The organism is Nocardia amamiensis NBRC 102102 (assembly GCF_001612745.1).
GTDB classification, from domain to species: Bacteria; Actinomycetota; Actinomycetes; order Mycobacteriales; family Mycobacteriaceae; genus Nocardia; species Nocardia amamiensis.
The window spans coordinates 51,428-68,639 of the sequence record NZ_BDBA01000032.1; the positions used below are offsets into that span (position 1 = coordinate 51,428).

The following is a 17,212-nucleotide window of genomic DNA, read 5'->3' on the forward strand; positions in this document are numbered from 1 at the left end:
GCAGTAATGAAGGTCGAAGTTCTCACCCCGTCGTGCAATCTCGACACCGTCCGCGATGGGCGCGGCGGCATCTTCACGTGGGTTCCTCCCGAGCCCCTGCTGGAGTTCAACCTGATCTACATGCACCCGGGCAAGGTGCGCGGCTTGCACTACCACCCGCACTTCGTCGAGTACCTGCTGTTCGTCGAGGGCAACGGTGTGCTGGTGACCAAGGACGACCACGAGGATCCGAACTGCCCGGAGGAGTTCATCCACGTGTCCAAGGGCATCTGCACGCGCACCCCGATCGGGGTGATGCACACGGTGTACTCGATCACGCCGCTGACCTTCATCGCGATGCTGACCAAGCCGTGGGACGAGTGCGATCCGCCGATCGTCCAGGTAGCGCCGCTGCCGCACACCTTGGAAGGCAACAAGCCATGAGCGCGCGCAACATCAACCCGACGCGCGACGCGCCCCAGCGCCGGCGAGGCTTAGTCACGCGCGGTCCGGCCCGGTGGCATCCCCGGAGCGCGGCATGAGCGGGCTGCGCGTGGCGGTCGTCGGCGCTGCGGGCTACGTCGGTGCCGCGCTGGTCGAGGCGCTCGGCACGCGGACCGAGTGGGAGGTGGTGCCGGTGGTGCGCGCCGACCACGAACGCCACCGCAGCGCCGGCCGCTACGACGTGCTGATCAATGCCGCCTGCCCGTCGAAACGGTTCTGGGCCGAGCACAATCCGGACGCCGACCACGCGGAGACGGTGGACAAGACGCGCCTGCTGCGCGAGCAGTGGCGCTGGGACCGATTCGTGCAGATCAGCAGCATTTCCGCGCGCACCCAACTGGACACGGTCTACGGGCGACATCGCGCCGAGGCCGAGCAATTGTGTTCCGGTGCCGACACTTTCGTCGTCCGGCTCGGACCGATGTTCGGCGGTGACTACCGCAAGGGCGTGCTCGCCGACATGGCCGCAAACCGCCCGGTGTTCGCCAGTGGCCGATCGCGGCAGAGCTTCGCGCCGGTGGACTGGTGCGCGGGCTGGATCGCCGAGCATCTCGGCGACACCGGCCTACGCGAGGTGGGTGCACGCACCTGGGTGACGCTGGCCGAGGTCCGCGACGCGGTGGGCTCGCGCTCGGAGTTCGCCAAAGACTATGTCGACGACCAGTTCCCGCTCACCGCCACCGGCTCCGATTGGCCGGAGGCGGCGGCGGTGATCGACTGGCTGGCCGAGAGGGTCACCGGTGCACGAGCGAGCTGATGCGATGACGGCTGGGCCGGAGGTACTTCTCCGCGCACAGCACCAACAGGAAACGCACGCTGGTCGCCACGTCGCGGGTGCGCATCTTCGACGCGCCTGCGGTGCGGTTGAGCACGTGAATGGGCACCTGCTCGATCCGGAAACCATTGGCGTTGAGGATGTAGAGGCTTTCGAAGAAGAACGAGTACCCGGTCGATCGAACCTTATCGAAAGCAGCTACCGGAACGGCGTCCAGACGGTAGTATCGGAACGCGCCGGTGGCATCGTAGGGCATCCGCAGCAATGTCACGGTGAGAAAATGCCCGACCCGGGTGAGAACCTTGCGGAAGGGAGTCCAGTCGGCCAGGCTGTCCTCTTTCAGATAGCGCGAGCCGACGACGATGTCGAAACCGTCGGCGGCGGCGCGCAATGCCGGAAGATACGACGGCGGATGCGCGAAATCGGAGTCCATCGTGATGATGTGCCGGTACCCCTGCCCGTAGGCCCAGCGGATACCGGCCTGATGTGCGGAACCGACGCCTTGGCGACCGGCCCTGTGCAGCACGTGGATTCGGGGCGCGTACTGTTGTGCCAGCTCATCGAGCAGGTCGCCGGTGCCGTCGGGGGAGTTGTCGTCGACGAACAGGACATCGAAATCCGTGCCCTGTTCCAGGATCTGAGCAAGCAACGGCCCGACGTTGCGACGCTCGTTGTATGTCGGAATCATGACCAGAGTTTTTTCGGAGGCCGCGCTCATGCAATCGAATTTTAGTACCGGCGGCGACCGAAAGATAGGTGTTGCCGCCATTTTCGAGACCCGTTAGTCTCAGGGTTGGAGGTTTGATGAGAAAAGCTTTGATAACCGGCATCACCGGCCAGGACGGGTCTTATCTGACAGAATTCCTGCTGCAGCAGGGATACGAGGTGCACGGGATTATCCGGCGTGCGTCGAATTTCAATACCGACCGCATCGATCACCTGTATTCCGATACGCATTCGCAGCGCCGGCTATTCCTGCACTATGGGGATCTCATGGACTCCAGCAGCCTCAACCGCATTCTGGAGGACGTGCGCCCGGCGGAGATCTACAACCTGGGTGCGCAATCGCACGTGCACATCTCGTTCCAGATCCCGGAGTTCACCGCCGAGACCAACGCGATCGGCACGCTGCGCATCCTGGACGCGATCCGCAAGACCGGCATCGCGACCAAGTTCTACCAGGCCTCGTCCTCGGAGTTGTACGGCGGCTTGCACGACGTCGCACTGCGTGAGGACACACCGTTCCATCCGCGCTCGCCGTATGCGGTGGCGAAGCTGTACGCGTACTGGATCACGGTGAACCACCGCGAGGCCTACGGGATGTACACGGTCAACGGCACCCTGTTCAATCACGAATCGCCCAGGCGCGGAGAGGTTTTCGTCACCCGAAAGGTGACCCGCGGCGCGGTGCGCATCGCGCAGGGCAAACAGGACAAGCTCTTCATCGGCAACCTGGACGCCCGCCGCGACTGGGGCTACGCCAAGGAGTATGTCGAGGCGATGTGGCTGATGCTCCAGCAGCCCGAACCCGACGACTACGTGATCGCCACCGGCGAGACACACAGCGTTCGCGAGTTGTGCGAGACCGCCTTCTCCGCGACCGGCGTCGAATTAGTCTGGGAGGGAACCGGTCTCGACGAGAAAGGGATCGACCGGCGCACCTCCCAGGTGTTGGTCGAGGTCGACCCGACCTACTTCCGGCCCGCCGAGGTGCATCACCTCACCGGTGACCCGACCAAGGCGAAGAAGAAGCTCGGGTGGGAACCCCGCACGAGCTTCACCGAACTTGTCGAACTGATGGTCGCCCACGATATGGAGAACGCGTGACGCAAGCAGTGGCGGTGGATTGCTGCCGGGTATGCGGGAACACCCGGCTCGAGACGGTCGTCGATCTCGGGACGATGGCGCTGACCGGGGTGTTCCCGGCCACCGACCCGACCGCCGTGCCGCGCTACCCCTTGGAGTTGGTGCGCTGTGTGCCCACCGGCCCCGAGGAGTGCGGGCTGGTGCAACTGCGCCATACCGCCGATTTCGACGAGATGTATTCCCCGGGTTACGGATACCGCTCCGGGCTGAATCGATCGATGATCGACCACCTGGCTCACCGGGTCGCTAGGATCCGGGAACGCCTGTCGTTGACGCCGCAGGATCTGGTGATCGACATCGGCAGCAACGACGCGACGCTGCTGCGGGCCTACCCCGAGGGGTCGGCGACCATCGTGGGGGTCGACCCGCTGGGGGAGAAGTTCCGCCGGTTCTATCCACCGCATGTGCGGCTGGTGACCGGATACTTCAACCGCGAACTGGTCGAATCGGTGCTGGAGGGACGGCGAGCCAAGGCGATCACCTCGATCGCCATGTTCTACGACGTGCCCAGCCCGCTGGAGTTCATGCAGGCGGTCTACGACAGCCTCACCGACGACGGCATCTGGGTACTCGAACAGAGTTACCTGCCCGCGATGCTGGCCACCACCTCCTACGACACGATCTGCCACGAGCACCTCGAGTACTACACCCTCGACCAGATCGAGTGGATGGCGCGGCGGTGCGGGTTCGTGGTGCTGGAAGTGGAGCGCAATACCGTCAACGGCGGCAGTTTCGCCCTCACGCTGGGCAAGCGGGGCGCACCGTCCGCCGCCGACGCCGCCGCGCTGGATCGGATGCGTCAGGAGGAAGCCGCGCTCGGGCTGCACACCCCGCAGCCCTACGCCGACTTCGCCAAACGAGTCGAGGAGCATCGCGAGCAGGTCCGGGACTTCTTCGACCGCTCCCGCAAGGCCGGCCTACGCACGCTCGGCTACGGCGCCTCCACCAAGGGCAATGTGGTGTTGCAGCACTGCGGTATCGGGCCGGACGACCTGCCCTGCATCGCGGAGGTCAACGACGACAAGTTCGGCAAGTTCACCCCCGGCAGCGCGATCCCGATCGTGTCCGAGGCGCAGGCACGCGAGCTGGCTCCCGACCAGTTCTTCGTGCTGCCCTGGCACTTCCGCACCATGATGCTCGAGCGGGAAAGCGCATTCCGCGCGGCCGGAGGACGGCTGGTGTTCCCACTGCCGGAATTGGACGTGGTCTCCAGATGACCGTCGTCGTCACGGGCGCGGCGGGGCAGGACGGCACATTGTTGTCGGACCTGCTCGCCGCGCGCGGTGAGCAGGTGCTGCGGATCGGCCGCGGCGGCCCCGTCGACATCACCGTCGCGGCGGCCGTCGATCACCTGATCGCGACCGAACGCCCCAGGCAGGTGTATCTGCTGGCGGCGGTGCAGCACTCCTCGCAGGACGACCACGGTGACCCGCACGAGCTGGCGCGGGCTTCGCATCGGGTGAACACGCTGCCGGTGCAGCACTTCGCGGAAGCGATCGAGCGCCACCGCACCGGCACCCGCCTGTTCTACCCGGCCTCCTCGCACGTCTTCGGACCCGGCCACGCGGCGGTGTGCGACGAGAACAGCGGATTGGCACCGGACTCGATCTACGGCGTGACCAAAGCGGCGGGCCTGCTGGCCTGCCGCGCCTACCGTGCCCGTGGCGTGTTCGCGGCCGCGGGAATCATGTTCAACCACGAATCACCCTTGCGCGCAGAGAAGTTCGTCACGCGCAAGATCGCGCGCGCGGTCGTGCGGATCCAGCGCGGCGACACCGAGGTGCTCGAGGTGGGCCGGCTGGACGCGGGAGCCGACTGGGGGTACGCACCGGACTATGTCGAGGCGATGACCCGGATTCTGGCCCTCGACGAGCCGGACGAGTTCGTCGTCGCCACCGGCGAACACCATACGGTCGCGCAGTTCTGCGCGGCCGCGTTCGGCATGGCCGGACTGGACTGGAAAGACCATGTCCGCGAACGCTCCTCGATGCTCACCCGCAGCAGGCAACCGCTGGTGGGTGACGCGACGAGGCTGCGCCAGCGGACCGGGTGGCGTCCATCGGTGGACTTCCGCGGCATGGTCCGGGCCATGCTCGTCGCCGAGGGCGTGCGCCTGGTGGAGGAATCGAAGCCGGTACGCACCGGCGGAACGGATGGATGACGTGAACCTGAACGACGAGAATGTCCTCGCCGCCCACCTGATCGCGATCGCCGACGGCGTCTACGAGGAGACCGCCGCGCGCATCGGGGAGATCGGCACCGAGGCCGTGGCCGAGGCGGTGCTCGAGGAGATCGCCTGGCGCGCGGGTACCGGCACCCGCCCCGGGCAACCGGTTACCGCGGTGTTCGAGCTGACCCACGAGGGCAAGCAACTGGACTATCTGCTCACTCTCGGCGCCGACGAGCCCGCGATCGCCCCCGGCACCCTGGAAGATCCGTGGCTGGTGGTGCGCCAGGATCTGGTGGAGCTACTGCGCGCGGTCTACGGCCCGCCCGACGCCGCCATCGGCACCCGCGCCATCGCGATCAAGGACGAACCGGGACCGGCCAGCTTCGCCCCCGACGACCCGTGGCGGCTGGCCCGCGACGCCGCCGCCGTCGCCGCCGACCGGATCGTCACCGCCTGCCGCCCCAACCACTACGACCTCAACGCGCTGTCGCTGCAGTTCGGTTCGGACAAGTGGGGCGGGCACTGGTACACCCAGCATTACGAGCGGCACTTCGCCCCGCTGCGCGACAGCCGGGTGCGGGTACTGGAACTGGGCATCGGCGGATACACCGCACCCAACGTCGGCGGCGCGTCGCTGCGCATGTGGAAGCAGTATTTCCGCCGCGGCCTGGTGTACGGGCTGGACTATTTCGACAAGTCCGGCATCGCCGAACCCCGGCTGCAACCACTGCAGGGCGACCAGGGCGACGCGGCGTTCCTCGACGAACTCGGCCGCTCGCTCGGCCCGTTCGACATCATCATCGACGACGGCAGCCACATCAGCGGCGACGTGATCGCCTCGTTCCGGGCGCTGTTCGCGCATGTGCGGCCCGGCGGGCTGTACGTGGTGGAGGACACCCAGACCTCCTACTGGTCCGGCTGGGGCGGAAGCAGCACCAGCACCGACGACCCGTCGACCACGGTCGGCTACCTGAAAACCCTCGTCGACGCCCTGCACCAGCAGGAATTCGAGAAGGATTCCGGCCGCGCCGCGGGCGAGTTCGACGACTGGATCGGGGCGCTGCACTTCTACCACAACATCGTGGTGATCGAAAAGCGCCGCAACGCCGAGCAATCGGCTCCATCATGGGTGCCTCGGCACACCAATCCGATGGAATGGATGAAGCCGAAGGAGTGAATCGATGAAGTTTCTTGTCGTACCGGTGCCTTCGTCCGGGCATCTGCTGGCGATGGTGCCGTTCTGCTGGGCGCTGCGGCTGGCCGGTCATGAGGTGCTGGTCGCCTCGCGCAACGACGTGACCGCAACGGCGCTTCGTTCGGGGTTGAACGCCGTCGAGCTGACGGCGCTGAACGTGCCGATGGACGAGCTGCGCACCAGAGTGAACGAGGGCATGTTCCCTCTTCCGCTGTTCGCCGACCGCGACCAGCCCAGCGGGCAGGGGCTGTGGCAGATCGCCGCGCAGAACTGGCACAACCATGCCGGCCAGTACCTCGAGACGTTCGCCGCGGTGGCCAGGGACTGGGGTGCGGACGTGATCCTCACCGACCCGCTGGCCACCATCGGCCGCGCCCTGGGCGCGGAACTGGATCTGCCAGTCCTGGTGCACCGCTGGGGCATCGACCCCACCGGTGGCCCGTTCACCGAACGCACCGCCGCGCTGGCCGAAGAGCAAGGCACCCGGTTGGCCGACCCGGTCGCCGTACTCGACATCTGCCCGCCGCGGCTGCAGGCACCGGACGCGGCGGCGAGCATCCCGGTGGGTTACGTCCCCTTCAACAGCACCGGCGCGCTGCCGGAATGGCACCGAAATGAGAGCGGCCGCAAGCGGATCGCGGTCTGCATGGGCGGCAGCACGCTGAGCCTGACCGGTCCGCGGCCGCTGGAGTCGGTGCTGGCGGCGCTGGGCGAGGTGGCCGACGCCGAGGTGATCGTGGCGCTGTCCGCGCACGACCGTGCCGCGGTCGGCGAGTTGCCCGGCCACGTGCGGGTCGTCGAGGAGGTGCCGCTGAACCTGTTCCTGCCCGGCTGCGATCTGCTCGTGCACCACGGCGGCTCGACCACCGGCCTGACCGCGGGCTGGTTCGGCCTGCCGCAGCTGGTGCTGCCGCAAATGTTCGACCAGTTCGACTACGCCCGCGGCTTGGTGCGTGTGGGCGCGGGACTGGCCGCCGAGACTCCGGCTGCCCAGGGCGACGTCGAAGCACTCGCCGCATCGATCCGCACGCTGCTGCGCGAACCCCACTTCCGTGCGGCCGCCGAGCGGATCGGCGCTGACCTGCGTGCCGCGCCCCCGGCGCAGGACGTGGTGGCGCAGGTGATTCCGCTGCTGGCCACCGGGGCAGCGACAAGATGAGACCAGCCGCGCCGCCCGAGCCGGGGCGGCGCGGGAACCCGAAAGCCGTAGGTTGCAGATGATATCCAGGACATGGACCCGCTTCCGGGGTTCGCTCGACTACTACACCGCGATGTACGCGGTGTTCGTGGTCGGCATTCTCGTCCCCGTCGTGATGATCGTGCTCGCGCTTACCGGCCTACCAGGGCCGGTCACCGCCTTACTCGGAATAGTCTGCGCGGCGGTGCTTTTCGTGCTTTTCGTGCCGACCGTCCCGGCCCAGTGGCGGGAGGTGGTGCGGAGCAAACCGATCGTTGTGCGGGTGCTGTGGAGCGTGGTCATCCTGCTCGTCGTCGCAGTGCTGGCCCGGCTGACGCAGTTCATCCTCGACGCGGACAACGTCGATGCCTCCCTGTCGGCCGACGACGAATTCCTGGTCAAGAAGTCCCATCTGTCCGGCTACATCAGCGGGGCGCTGATGGCCGAGCACGAACCCGGCAGTCTGTTCGACCGGCACCGGTACGAATCGCCGCAGGCGGATTCGGTGCTGCCCAGCGTGGCCCCGCAGGACCGCGACGCCTACCTGTACCCGCCGCCGTTCCTGCTGCTGCCGCGGTTGCTGCTGCTGTTCAGCCACGATTTCGCCACGCTGCGCGCGCTGTGGTACTCGCTGTACGTCGCGATCGTGCTGGTGGCCATGTTCGCCATCGCCCGCTGGATCGGCGGTAGGCAGGGCGCGGTGTTGGCCGCGCTGACGCCGGTGGTGTGGATCAGCCTGCCCACCCTGGCGACCCTGCAGATCGGCAACATCCACGTGCTGGTGCTCTACGTCGGCGCGGCGGGCGCCATGGTGTTGTTCCAGCTGCGGCGCAATGTGTTCGGCGGTGCGGCACTGGCGTTCGCGATCATCGCCAAGGTGTCCCCGGCGATCCTGCTGGTCTATCTGCTGGTGCAGCGACGCTGGCGGCCCGCGGTGTGGACCGCGGCGTTCTGCGGCCTGTATTCGGCGGCGACGCTGGCGATCTTCGGCTGGCAGCCGTGGCGGATGTTCCTGTCCGACGGCACCTGGCAGCGGCTGGCCAGCGGCGAGTTCCACCAGTTCGTGTTGGTGGAACGGGCCAACCAGCTGGTCAACTACTCGCCGTTCGGGCTGCCGTACAAGGCGGAGATCATCGGCTGGGACATCGGCGACCCGACCGGTCCCGCACGCCTGATCACCAACGTCTACACCCTGCTGCTGCTGATCCTGGTGGCGGTCACCGCGATCCGTATCCACCGGCGGGTGGCCGCGGGCGCGCAGGGTCCGCGGCTGCGCGCCGAGCAGCTGGCCATCTGGCTGGCGGTGCTGACGCTGGCGTCGTTCCGCGCCCCGTTCGGTCCGTGGGTGTACATCGCCGTCGGCGCGGTGTGGATGCTCGCGGTGTACGCCGGGCTGATGCGCGGCGGCGCACGCACCGTCGCACTGCTCACCGTGGCCTGGTTGGTCGTGGCGTTCTACAACGAGAACGTCTACTTCACGCTGGTGGGACAGACGGTCATCTACGTCGCCTGCTTCGTGGTGGCCTGGCGCGCGAGCGCGGGAACCGAACCGGACCCGGTGCCGCGCACCGACGAGCCTCAGGCCGAACGGGTGGCTGCGGCATGAGTACGTATTGCATCATCGGCGCGGGCGCGGCCGGATTGGCGACCGCCCGCGGATTCGCCGCACACGGCCTGGAATTCGAGGTCCTGGAGGCAGCCGACGGGATCGGCGGGATCTGGGATGCGCGGCGGGCGGACTCACCGGTCAGCCACAACACCCATGTCATCGCTTCCAAAGGTGTGCAAGCTTTTTCGGGCTTCCCGATGCCCGAGGTCTATCCCGACTATCCCGGGCACGAGCTCGTGCTACGGTACCTGCACTCCTACGCCGAGGCGTTCGATCTGTGGCCGCACATCCGGTTGAACACCGCGGTGCAGCGGATCGAGCCCGCGGACGACGGATGGACTGTGACGCTGGCCGACGGCGACCAGCGCGCGTACGCGGGGGTCGTCATCGCCACCGGGCACGACCGCACCCCGCGAAGCATCGACATTCCTGGTACCAGCACCGTGCCCGTGCTGCATTCCAGCGAATACCGCCATCCCGAACAAGTGCTGGGCAAGCGTGTGCTGGTGGTGGGCGCCGGGCAGTCGGCCGCCGACATCTTGTCCGACTGCGCGGTGAACGCGGCGCTCACCCTGCACAGCAGCAGACGCGGGTTCTACTGCATGCCCAAATACCTGCTCGGCCGCCCGACCGACACCATGCTGCAGGGACGGATGTGGCGGCCACTGCGCAAGCGGGCCTTCGAGCGGTTGTTCGGGTACCTGCGCGGCCGGTCCCGCTCGTTCGGCCTTCCGGTGCCCGACTTCGCCGAGGGCATCGTCATCCCGATGCTGGGCGACCAGCTGCACCACTACTACACCCACGGCGACATCACCCCCAAGCCCGACGTCACCGCGATCGATGACGACCGGGTCACCTTCGCCGACGGCACCGAGGAGAAGGTCGATCTGGTGCTGCTGGCGACCGGGTTCGTACCGAACTATCCCGTCGTCGACCGCGCCCACCTCAACTGGGCCGAGGGAAATCTGCGACCGGGCCTGTACCTCAACATCTTTCCGCCGCACACCCGCGACCTGTTCGTGGTCGGAATGGTACGGCCGATCGGCTCGCACTGGGACGTGTACGAGAAGCAAGCCGAGCTCGTCGCCGAGTATCTCGGTACGAAAGCGGCTGATCCGCAGCGGGTCGCGCGCTTCGACCGCGCCACTCAGGGCCGCCAACCCGACCTGTATGCCGGGCTGCGGCTCTACCACGCCGACCAGTACCCGCTGGTGGTGGAGAAACAGGACTACGTGAACCAGCTGCGCAAGCACGCCAAGCTGTTGAAGTGAAAGGTCGGACCATGAAAGCACCCGGGCCAAGTCTGGTGGAAACCGGACGCATGCTGCCGAAGTTGGCGAAGAACCCGCTCGCCACGGTGGGCGAGCTGCTGGACGGCTACGGCGACGTCGTGCGGGTCAAAGCGGGCCCGATGCTGGTCTACCTGGTCGCGGACCCGGCGATGACCGAGTACGTGCTCAAGGACAACTACACCAACTACCGCAAGAGCCCGATCTACGACGAGTTCAGCATCCTGCTCGGCGATGGGCAGCTGACCACCAACAACCTGGAGTACTGGCGCAAGCAGCGCAAACTCATCTCACCGGCGTTCTCCCATTCGCACGTCAAGGGTTTCGCCGACGACATCACCGACAGCGCCGCGGCGATGCTCGACAGCTGGGACGCCGCCGCGGGGGAGTTCCGCGACATCTACGACGACTACGTCAAGCTGCTGCTCGCGGTGACCGGCCGGATCCTGTTCAGCATCGACCTGTCCACCGACACCGCCCAGGTGACCGACGCGATGCGGGCGGCGTTCGCGCTCATCATGAAGCGGGTGAACGCGCCGGTGAAACTGCCGCAGTCCTTCCCGACCCCCGAGGCGCGGCGGGTCGCGCGCAAGGTCGGCGAACTCGACGACGTGGTACGGCATCTCATCGAGGAACGCCGCCGCGGCGCCGACACCACCGACGTGCTCACCGCGCTGGTGCGCGCCCGCGACGAGGGCGGGCAGGGCATGCGCGAGGAAGATCTGCTCAACGAGATCAAGACCCTGCTGGTGGCAGGCCACGAGTCCCCGGCGAACGCGCTGTCGTGGGCGTGCTACCTGCTGGCCACGCACCCGGAGGTCCAGGAGCGGCTGGCCGAGGAGGTGCGTTCGGTGATCGGCGACCGGGTCCCGTCCTTCGCCGATCTGGGGCAGCTGAACTACTGCCGCATGGTCATCGAGGAGACGATGCGCCTGTATCCGCCCGCCTGGATCGTGGAGCGCACGCCGATCGCCGACGACGAGATCGGCGGCTACCACGTCCCGGCTGGTGCGCGAGTCACCTTGTGCATGTATTACGTTCACCGCGACAAGCGCCTGTGGGACGACCCGGAGCAGTTCCGTCCGGAGCGTTTCACCGACCAAGCGGTGGCCGAGCGGCACAAGTTCGCATTCTTCCCGTTCTCCGGCGGTCCACGCATCTGCCTGGGCAAGGACATGTCGATGACGGAGATGGTGCTGATCCTGGCCATGACGGTGCAGCGTTTCCGCCTCGAACTCGACGACGCCCATCCGGTGGTGCCGCTGGCCTCGGTCAACCTGCGACCGGAATTCGGCATCCGCATCCGGCCGGTCCGCCGCGTCACCGAGCCACTGACAACCTGATTCGCTCGGATCAGCTGGGCAGATGGCGGGTGGCCGGGACGATGCGCTGACCCGCGCGCACTCGCCGGACGAGTTCGCGGACTGCAGGGAACCAGAGCAGGGTGAGGACCGTCAGCGCGAGCGCGTGCCAGGGCATCCGCCACCACCATTGGACCACCGGCGGGAACGATGTTGTGGTGGTGGCGAGCGGTACGGCGAAGGACCAGGCCAGGAAGGCATCGCCGACTGGGAGAGCACCGAAGGCGTAGCGTTTGGAATTGCCGAGAGTGACTGGTACGCCGAGGCTTTCGCCGAGGCCGGTGAGTGGACCGGCGAGGGAACGATCGCCGTGCACTCGGGCCGCGCCGATGGCGACCACCGTCGCCGAGGCGCTGACCCCGAGAACGAGTGGCCCGGAATCCACATCGCCCGCGCCGTTCTGGCCGTGCGGATACTCCCGCACTCCCGGCAGGCCGAGCGGGGTATCGACGAATAGTCGGCGGAATGCGCTGTACTGCTCTCCCGCCCATGCGGCGTCTATCTCGGGCAGGAAACGCTGGATCACCGATTGTGACGAGCCACGCGCACCCTCCACCAGGGGTGCCGCTTGGTGCGGCAGTAGACCGGTCGCCGGGTCCAGGTGCCGGCGAGCCGACGTCAGCCATTCGGCGATCACCGGCTCGAAACGCGATCCGACAATACGATCGTGCAACCTCAGCGCGGCCACAGCTACCACGCTGTCGACCGGCCAGGCTTGGCCCGGATACGCCGCAAGGAAGGGCCCGTCCGTACCGAATGCCGTCGCGAGTGCCTCGCAGTCCGCGGTGAATTGCGCCGTCTCCGGTGCGCCGGCACCGGCGAGTTCGATCACGGCCCCGCGCAACCAGCTGGACCATCCGACGTAGAAGACACCGTATGCCGGGCGCAGTCGCGCATCGAAAACTGCTCGCCCCGAAGGCGATCCCAAACTCTCCAGCGCCCAGCGCGCCTCCCGAAGCGCCTCGGCCCGATACGTCGTGTCGCCGCGCGCGACGTCGACCCACGCCAACCCGTACAAGGCGTGCGAAAAGAAATACCCCTCGGGGAACATGCCCTGCATCTCCTCTCCGAGCCCGGATCTCAATTCGGCACGGAGAAACCGCAATTGGGCGATGACATCAGTGCGCGGCTGCTCATCCCGATACAGTCGCACCTGAGGGACGAGGATCAGCACCGTGAGCAGAGCCGCGACGGCGACATAGATCGCCCTCGAGAGCATCACCCAGCCAGAACCCTTCACGGCGAATGTCGGGCAGCGGTGCCTCGGGTCGCAGCTTGGATCACGGCGGCGGCGAACGTTTGCGGGCTCTCCAGTGGAATGAAATGCCCCGCATCGTCAACATGCCGGACCTGCAGGTCGGCGAAGTAGTGACCCAGCCGATCGGCCCAACTTCTCGGAAACAACACGTCATTCTCCGGCCACAGCACCGTGGTGGGGACGGCAAGGCGCTGGGCCGGCTCAGGTGCGCGTTCGGCGGCGATGCGAGCGAGTCCTCCCACACCGACCCGGTACCAAGCCAGGGATGCCGTGAAGGCACCCGGCTGGGAGTACACCGAGACAAGGTGATCGAGATGATCTTCGGCTAGGACGAAGTCGGGTCCGGACCAGTGCGACCAGAAGTGGCGCAGGAAGGCGCGTACGGCATCGGGCTTGCCGTCGATGAGTTCATCGGCGAGCCGGAGCTGGTTGAACGGCACGTACCAGAACTCTCGTTGCGCTTCGGCGGAGAGGATCCGTTCACCGATGCCCGGCAACGGCGGCGTGAGCACCAGTTCACGTATCAAATCTGGACGCTGGAGCGCCACTGTGTGCGCGATCCTGCTGCCGATGTCGCGCCCGCCGAGGACTGGCCGGTCCAGCTTCAGTTCCTCGATGAGTCCGATGATGCTGCGTGCTTGCGCGTAAGCGCTGTACTGCGTCGCAGGATCCTCGAGGTGCTTGTCGGATGCGCCGAAGCCGCGCAGGTCCGGTACGACGACGTCCAGCATCGGCAAGAGCGGGACCACGTCGCGGTATTCGGTCCTGTCGCTGGGCCACCCGTGCAGCAGAACCACCGGGGTTCCAGCGCCGATTCGGTCGTACGCCAGCCGGAACCCGTCGATCGCGGAGGTCCGTTCGACGTGCATCAGCCCAGAAGCTCTCGGCTCAACGCCAGCAGTTCGGCGGTGGACAGGGCTTCCTCATCCGGGATCGGCTGGACAACCGCCGCCCGGGCAGCGGGCCGGGTTACGGAATCCGCTGCGGGCACAGCGGACCCGAGGCGGGTGCCGAGTTCGGCGGCCAGCAGTTCGACGGAGGGACAACCCCAAAAGATGGCGGCCGGGACGTCGATGCCCAGCCGGGCGCCCAGGCGAGCGCTGAGCTCGACGGCATGTACCGAGCCGATGCCGAGCTGGTCGAAGTTCTGGCGCACGTCGACGCGATCAGCCGCGATGCCGACGACCTCAGCCAGCTGCCCGGTGACCACATCGGCAAGTGCTGCGACATCGGGCCCGGCGGTCTCTGCCGGTTCGCCGGACACGGTGAGCCGCTCGAGCGATGTGCCAGCGGCGGGAGCGGATCCGACCGCAACGGATGCGCTCGACGACTCGTTCAGCGCGATGCCAGGCTGCTCGATCGCAGCGCGCCTCGGAGTACCGGCGAAGTCACCGGGTTCGACCAGTGCGTAGTAGTCCGCAGACGACTCGTTGTCACGGTCCACATGCTCGATCGAACGCCGGGCTGTCGATCGGCCGATAGACGCGGTTGGTTCGGCTGGCGGCGAATAGGTCGGCGAGGAGGGCCGGGCAACACCGGACACATCAGCATGCGCTTGCGGAGTCGCCCAATGCCGTTCCCTCTGAAATGGATACGTGGGCAGTGGGATCGGACGTCCCGGTGGGTTGACGGCCGCCCAGTCAGGCTCGATCCCACGCCGGAACAGCATGCCCGCCGCCGCCAGCAGCTCACGCCGGTCCACGGTGCCCGGCCGCAGAGCCGCCGACAGCACTCGGCTCAGCACGTCGTTTTCCCTGTCGTCGCTGTCCGCATCGTCGTCGCCGTCCAGGTAGCCGTCGAGGAACTCGACAACGTGGTCCAGCTCCTCGGCTACCACCGCCAGCCGGTGACGGAACGGCGTTCTCGTGGCGAGCGTATGCGCGAGGTCGCCGAGTGCGATGCCGGGTTGGCTCACGAGATGGTCCCGCAGACGGCGGGCGTGCGCCCGCAACGCGGCCTCGGTGCGCGCGGACAGCACCACCAGCCGTTCCGGGATCTCGGACGCGATCACCGGCGCGGGGTGCGGCGCCGCTTCGACGACCACATGGGCGTTGGACCCACCGAAACCGAACGCGCTCACCGCGGCGCGTGCCGGACCATCGTGCTGCGGCCACGGCAACGCCTTGTCGGCGACCCGCAGCCCAGCCGCCGCCGAGTCGAAATCGCCTGGCGCATGGTCGAAATGGAGACTGCTCGGAATGCGCCGATGCGACAGGGCGAGTGCGACCTTCACCAGCCCAGCCATCCCCGCGGCCGCCTCGGTATGCCCGATATTGGTTTTGATCGAGCCGACCGTCAACGGAGCGTCGGGGGCGCGGCCGGTGCCATAGACCTCGGCCAGCGCGGACAGTTCCGCGCGGTCACCGATCGCGGTGCCCGTGCCGTGGGCCTCTACGTAGTCGATCGTCATCGGGTCGACGCCCGCCCGCGCGCACGCCCGCCGCAGCAGCTGCCGCTGCCCGTCGGCGCTGCTGGCGGGCATGGAGCGGTGTTTGCCGTTGTTGTTGGTGGCGCTGCCGAGCAGGGTGCAGTAGACCCGGTCGCCGTCGCGCAGCGCCTGCGTCAGCGGTTTGAGCACGACCACCGCGCCACCCTCGCCACGCACGTAGCCGTCGGCGGAGGCGTCGAACGTCCGCGACCGACCCCGCGGGGACAGCACGCCCAGCGCCGAGAGCCCGACAGCGGTCTCGGGAATCAGGTTCAGCTGCACGCCACCGGCAACCGCCAGCGCGCTCTCACCCGCCCGCAGCGCCTGGCAGGCCAAATGCACCGCGACCAACGATCCCGCGCAGGAGGCGTTCACGGTCATGCTCGGACCGTCGAAACCCAGGAAGTATGACACCCGGTTGGCGATGACGCCCTCGACGTCACCGGTACTGGAGAACGGTGTGATGGCGGTGGCGCCGCGAGCGAGTTTCACGGCTCGATAGTCATTGAATTTATTGGCGAAATACACGCCGGTCTCCGGAACCCGATCGGGCCGGATGCCCGCATCCTCGAACGCCTCCCAGGTCAATTCCAGCGCCAATCGCTGCTGGGGATCCATATCCGCCGCCTCGCGCGGGGTGATCCCGAAGAATTCGGCGTCGAACCCGGCGACATCCGGCAGATAGCCCCCGGCCACCGACACCGTCTTGCCCGGGGCGGACCGATCCGGATCACGGTAGTCGCCGGACCACCGGCCCGGCGGCGGCGCGTCGGCGACCGCGTCGGTCTCCTCGACCAGCAAGCGCCACAAGGCTTCCGGCGAATCCGCGCCCCCGGCGAAGCGGCAGCTCATGCCGACCACGGCGATGGGATCCGCGGCCAGCACCGGCGTGTCGCGCTCTTCCTGCTGGTGCCGGGTGCGCCGCTTGGACTTCTTCACGCTGCCTTCTCACCTGCCGCGATCCACCTCGCCGAAATATCCGGTGTGGTGAATCTGCCGATCTTGTTGTGGGTTCGGGACATGTGCCGGAAACTTTACCTGTGCTATTTTCCGAACGCCCCGTTTTCACTCGGGTGACGTCCGCGCTGGGGGGCGAGGCACGGCGTCGAGAACTGATCCGATTCGCTTCCGTAGGTGTCGCCGCGTTCACGCTGGACACCGCGGTTTTTCTCACCCTGAAGAGCACTGTGCTGGAGGCGCATCCGGTCACGGCCAAAGTCCTCGCGGTGCTCGCGGCGATCACGCTGTCGTATGTGCTGAACAAGCAGTGGTCCTTCGAGGCGCGCGGCGGGCGGCGCGGGCATCACGAGGCCGCGCTGTTCTACCTGGTCAGTTTCCTGGCCGTCGCGATCAACACCGCACCGCTGTGGGTCTCGCGGTATGTGTTGCACCTGGAGGTGCCCGAAGTCTCCCGGTTCACCCAGAACCTCGCCGATTTCGTCGCCGCGCAGCTGATCGGCACCGCGTTGGGCATGGTGTTCCGCTTCTGGGCATTCGTGCGGGTGGTATTCCCCGAGGAAGTCGACCGCGACGCCTGAGTTGCGCTCATCCTGACGGCAACCGTGCCGGTCGCGATGACGCACCGTGCGGGCTCCACGACC

General features: G+C 67.3%; 15 protein-coding genes. 11 read left to right on the forward strand and 4 right to left on the reverse strand.

Features of this window, described 5'->3' with window-relative positions:
- The first annotated feature begins 6 nt into the window (after window positions 1-6).
- Window positions 7-423: a cupin domain-containing protein gene (locus tag NA4_RS09250; RefSeq protein WP_067467085.1), complete on the forward strand. Its 417-nt coding sequence runs from the start codon at window positions 7-9 to the stop codon at window positions 421-423.
- 94 nt (window positions 424-517) lie between these two features.
- Window positions 518-1,240, forward strand: a complete 723-nt coding sequence (locus tag NA4_RS09255; RefSeq protein ID WP_218022277.1) for an NAD-dependent epimerase/dehydratase family protein — start codon at window positions 518-520, stop codon at window positions 1,238-1,240.
- Here NA4_RS09255 and NA4_RS09260 read toward each other — a convergent pair.
- On the reverse strand, window positions 1,218-1,976 hold the full coding sequence (locus NA4_RS09260; protein WP_067467088.1) for a polyprenol monophosphomannose synthase: 759 nt from the start codon (window positions 1,974-1,976) through the stop codon (window positions 1,218-1,220). The two genes, NA4_RS09255 and NA4_RS09260, sit on opposite strands and share 23 nt — an antisense overlap.
- Before the next feature lie 86 nt (window positions 1,977-2,062).
- Between NA4_RS09260 and gmd the strand changes: the two genes are divergently transcribed.
- The 8 genes from gmd to NA4_RS09300 are packed head-to-tail and all read left to right on the forward strand — an operon-like array spanning window position 2,063 to window position 11,907.
- Window positions 2,063-3,085 (forward strand): GDP-mannose 4,6-dehydratase, encoded by a 1,023-nt coding sequence (gmd, locus tag NA4_RS09265; RefSeq protein WP_174552916.1) that lies wholly within the window; start codon window positions 2,063-2,065, stop codon window positions 3,083-3,085.
- A complete protein-coding gene (locus tag NA4_RS09270; RefSeq protein WP_218022278.1) occupies window positions 3,082-4,341 on the forward strand; it encodes a class I SAM-dependent methyltransferase in 1,260 nt (419 codons plus the stop codon). Before gmd ends, NA4_RS09270 begins: the two co-directional genes overlap by 4 nt.
- Window positions 4,338-5,285: a GDP-mannose 4,6-dehydratase gene (locus tag NA4_RS09275; RefSeq protein WP_067467094.1), complete on the forward strand. Its 948-nt coding sequence runs from the start codon at window positions 4,338-4,340 to the stop codon at window positions 5,283-5,285. Before NA4_RS09270 ends, NA4_RS09275 begins: the two co-directional genes overlap by 4 nt.
- 1 nt (window position 5,286) lies before the next feature.
- Complete coding sequence (locus NA4_RS09280) at window positions 5,287-6,471, forward strand: class I SAM-dependent methyltransferase (protein ID WP_157128913.1); 1,185 nt, start codon at window positions 5,287-5,289, stop codon at window positions 6,469-6,471.
- Between the two features lie 4 nt (window positions 6,472-6,475).
- Complete coding sequence (locus NA4_RS09285; RefSeq protein ID WP_084496933.1) at window positions 6,476-7,648, forward strand: nucleotide disphospho-sugar-binding domain-containing protein; 1,173 nt, start codon at window positions 6,476-6,478, stop codon at window positions 7,646-7,648.
- Window positions 7,649-7,706: 58 nt separating this feature from the next.
- On the forward strand, window positions 7,707-9,272 hold the full coding sequence (locus NA4_RS09290; RefSeq protein WP_067467103.1) for a glycosyltransferase family 87 protein: 1,566 nt from the start codon (window positions 7,707-7,709) through the stop codon (window positions 9,270-9,272).
- Entirely contained in the window at window positions 9,269-10,546 is a 1,278-nt protein-coding gene (locus NA4_RS09295) for a flavin-containing monooxygenase (RefSeq protein WP_067467106.1), read from the forward strand. The genes NA4_RS09290 and NA4_RS09295 overlap by 4 nt, the downstream gene beginning before the upstream one ends.
- An 11-nt stretch (window positions 10,547-10,557) precedes the next feature.
- Complete coding sequence (locus NA4_RS09300) at window positions 10,558-11,907, forward strand: cytochrome P450 (protein WP_084496934.1); 1,350 nt, start codon at window positions 10,558-10,560, stop codon at window positions 11,905-11,907.
- Between the two features lie 10 nt (window positions 11,908-11,917).
- Here NA4_RS09300 and NA4_RS09305 read toward each other — a convergent pair whose 3' ends face one another.
- From NA4_RS09305 to NA4_RS09315, 3 genes are read right to left on the reverse strand one after another with little or no spacing between them, the layout of a single operon-like run.
- Window positions 11,918-13,147, reverse strand: coding sequence for a hypothetical protein (locus tag NA4_RS09305; RefSeq protein WP_157128914.1), 1,230 nt, complete (start codon window positions 13,145-13,147; stop codon window positions 11,918-11,920).
- Window positions 13,148-13,161: 14 nt separating this feature from the next.
- Complete coding sequence (locus NA4_RS09310; protein WP_067467115.1) at window positions 13,162-14,052, reverse strand: alpha/beta fold hydrolase; 891 nt, start codon at window positions 14,050-14,052, stop codon at window positions 13,162-13,164.
- Window positions 14,052-16,550 carry a beta-ketoacyl synthase N-terminal-like domain-containing protein gene (locus tag NA4_RS09315; protein WP_067467117.1) on the reverse strand — a complete coding sequence of 833 codons (2,499 nt, stop codon included), beginning with the start codon at window positions 16,548-16,550 and terminating at the stop codon, window positions 14,052-14,054. Before NA4_RS09315 ends, NA4_RS09310 begins: the two co-directional genes overlap by 1 nt.
- Window positions 16,551-16,684: 134 nt before the next feature.
- On the opposite strand from NA4_RS09315, the gene NA4_RS09320 reads away from it, so the two are divergent.
- Window positions 16,685-17,149 (forward strand): GtrA family protein, encoded by a 465-nt coding sequence (locus NA4_RS09320; protein WP_067467120.1) that lies wholly within the window; start codon window positions 16,685-16,687, stop codon window positions 17,147-17,149.
- Window positions 17,150-17,212 lie beyond the last annotated feature (63 nt).

What these genes read in the sequence shown, in the direction of transcription:
- NA4_RS09310 (WP_067467115.1), bottom strand. Translation starts at nt 14,052, where the DNA reads ATGCACGTCGAACGGACCTCCGCGATCGACGGGTTCCGGCTGGCGTAC.
- NA4_RS09255 (WP_218022277.1), top strand. Translation starts at nt 518, where the DNA reads ATGAGCGGGCTGCGCGTGGCGGTCGTCGGCGCTGCGGGCTACGTCGGT.
- NA4_RS09250 (WP_067467085.1), top strand. Translation starts at nt 7, where the DNA reads ATGAAGGTCGAAGTTCTCACCCCGTCGTGCAATCTCGACACCGTCCGC.
- NA4_RS09275 (WP_067467094.1), top strand. Translation starts at nt 4,338, where the DNA reads ATGACCGTCGTCGTCACGGGCGCGGCGGGGCAGGACGGCACATTGTTG.
- NA4_RS09295 (WP_067467106.1), top strand. Translation starts at nt 9,269, where the DNA reads ATGAGTACGTATTGCATCATCGGCGCGGGCGCGGCCGGATTGGCGACC.
- NA4_RS09285 (WP_084496933.1), top strand. Translation starts at nt 6,476, where the DNA reads ATGAAGTTTCTTGTCGTACCGGTGCCTTCGTCCGGGCATCTGCTGGCG.
- NA4_RS09300 (WP_084496934.1), top strand. Translation starts at nt 10,558, where the DNA reads ATGAAAGCACCCGGGCCAAGTCTGGTGGAAACCGGACGCATGCTGCCG.
- NA4_RS09260 (WP_067467088.1), bottom strand. Translation starts at nt 1,976, where the DNA reads ATGAGCGCGGCCTCCGAAAAAACTCTGGTCATGATTCCGACATACAAC.
- NA4_RS09290 (WP_067467103.1), top strand. Translation starts at nt 7,707, where the DNA reads ATGATATCCAGGACATGGACCCGCTTCCGGGGTTCGCTCGACTACTAC.
- gmd (WP_174552916.1), top strand. Translation starts at nt 2,063, where the DNA reads ATGAGAAAAGCTTTGATAACCGGCATCACCGGCCAGGACGGGTCTTAT.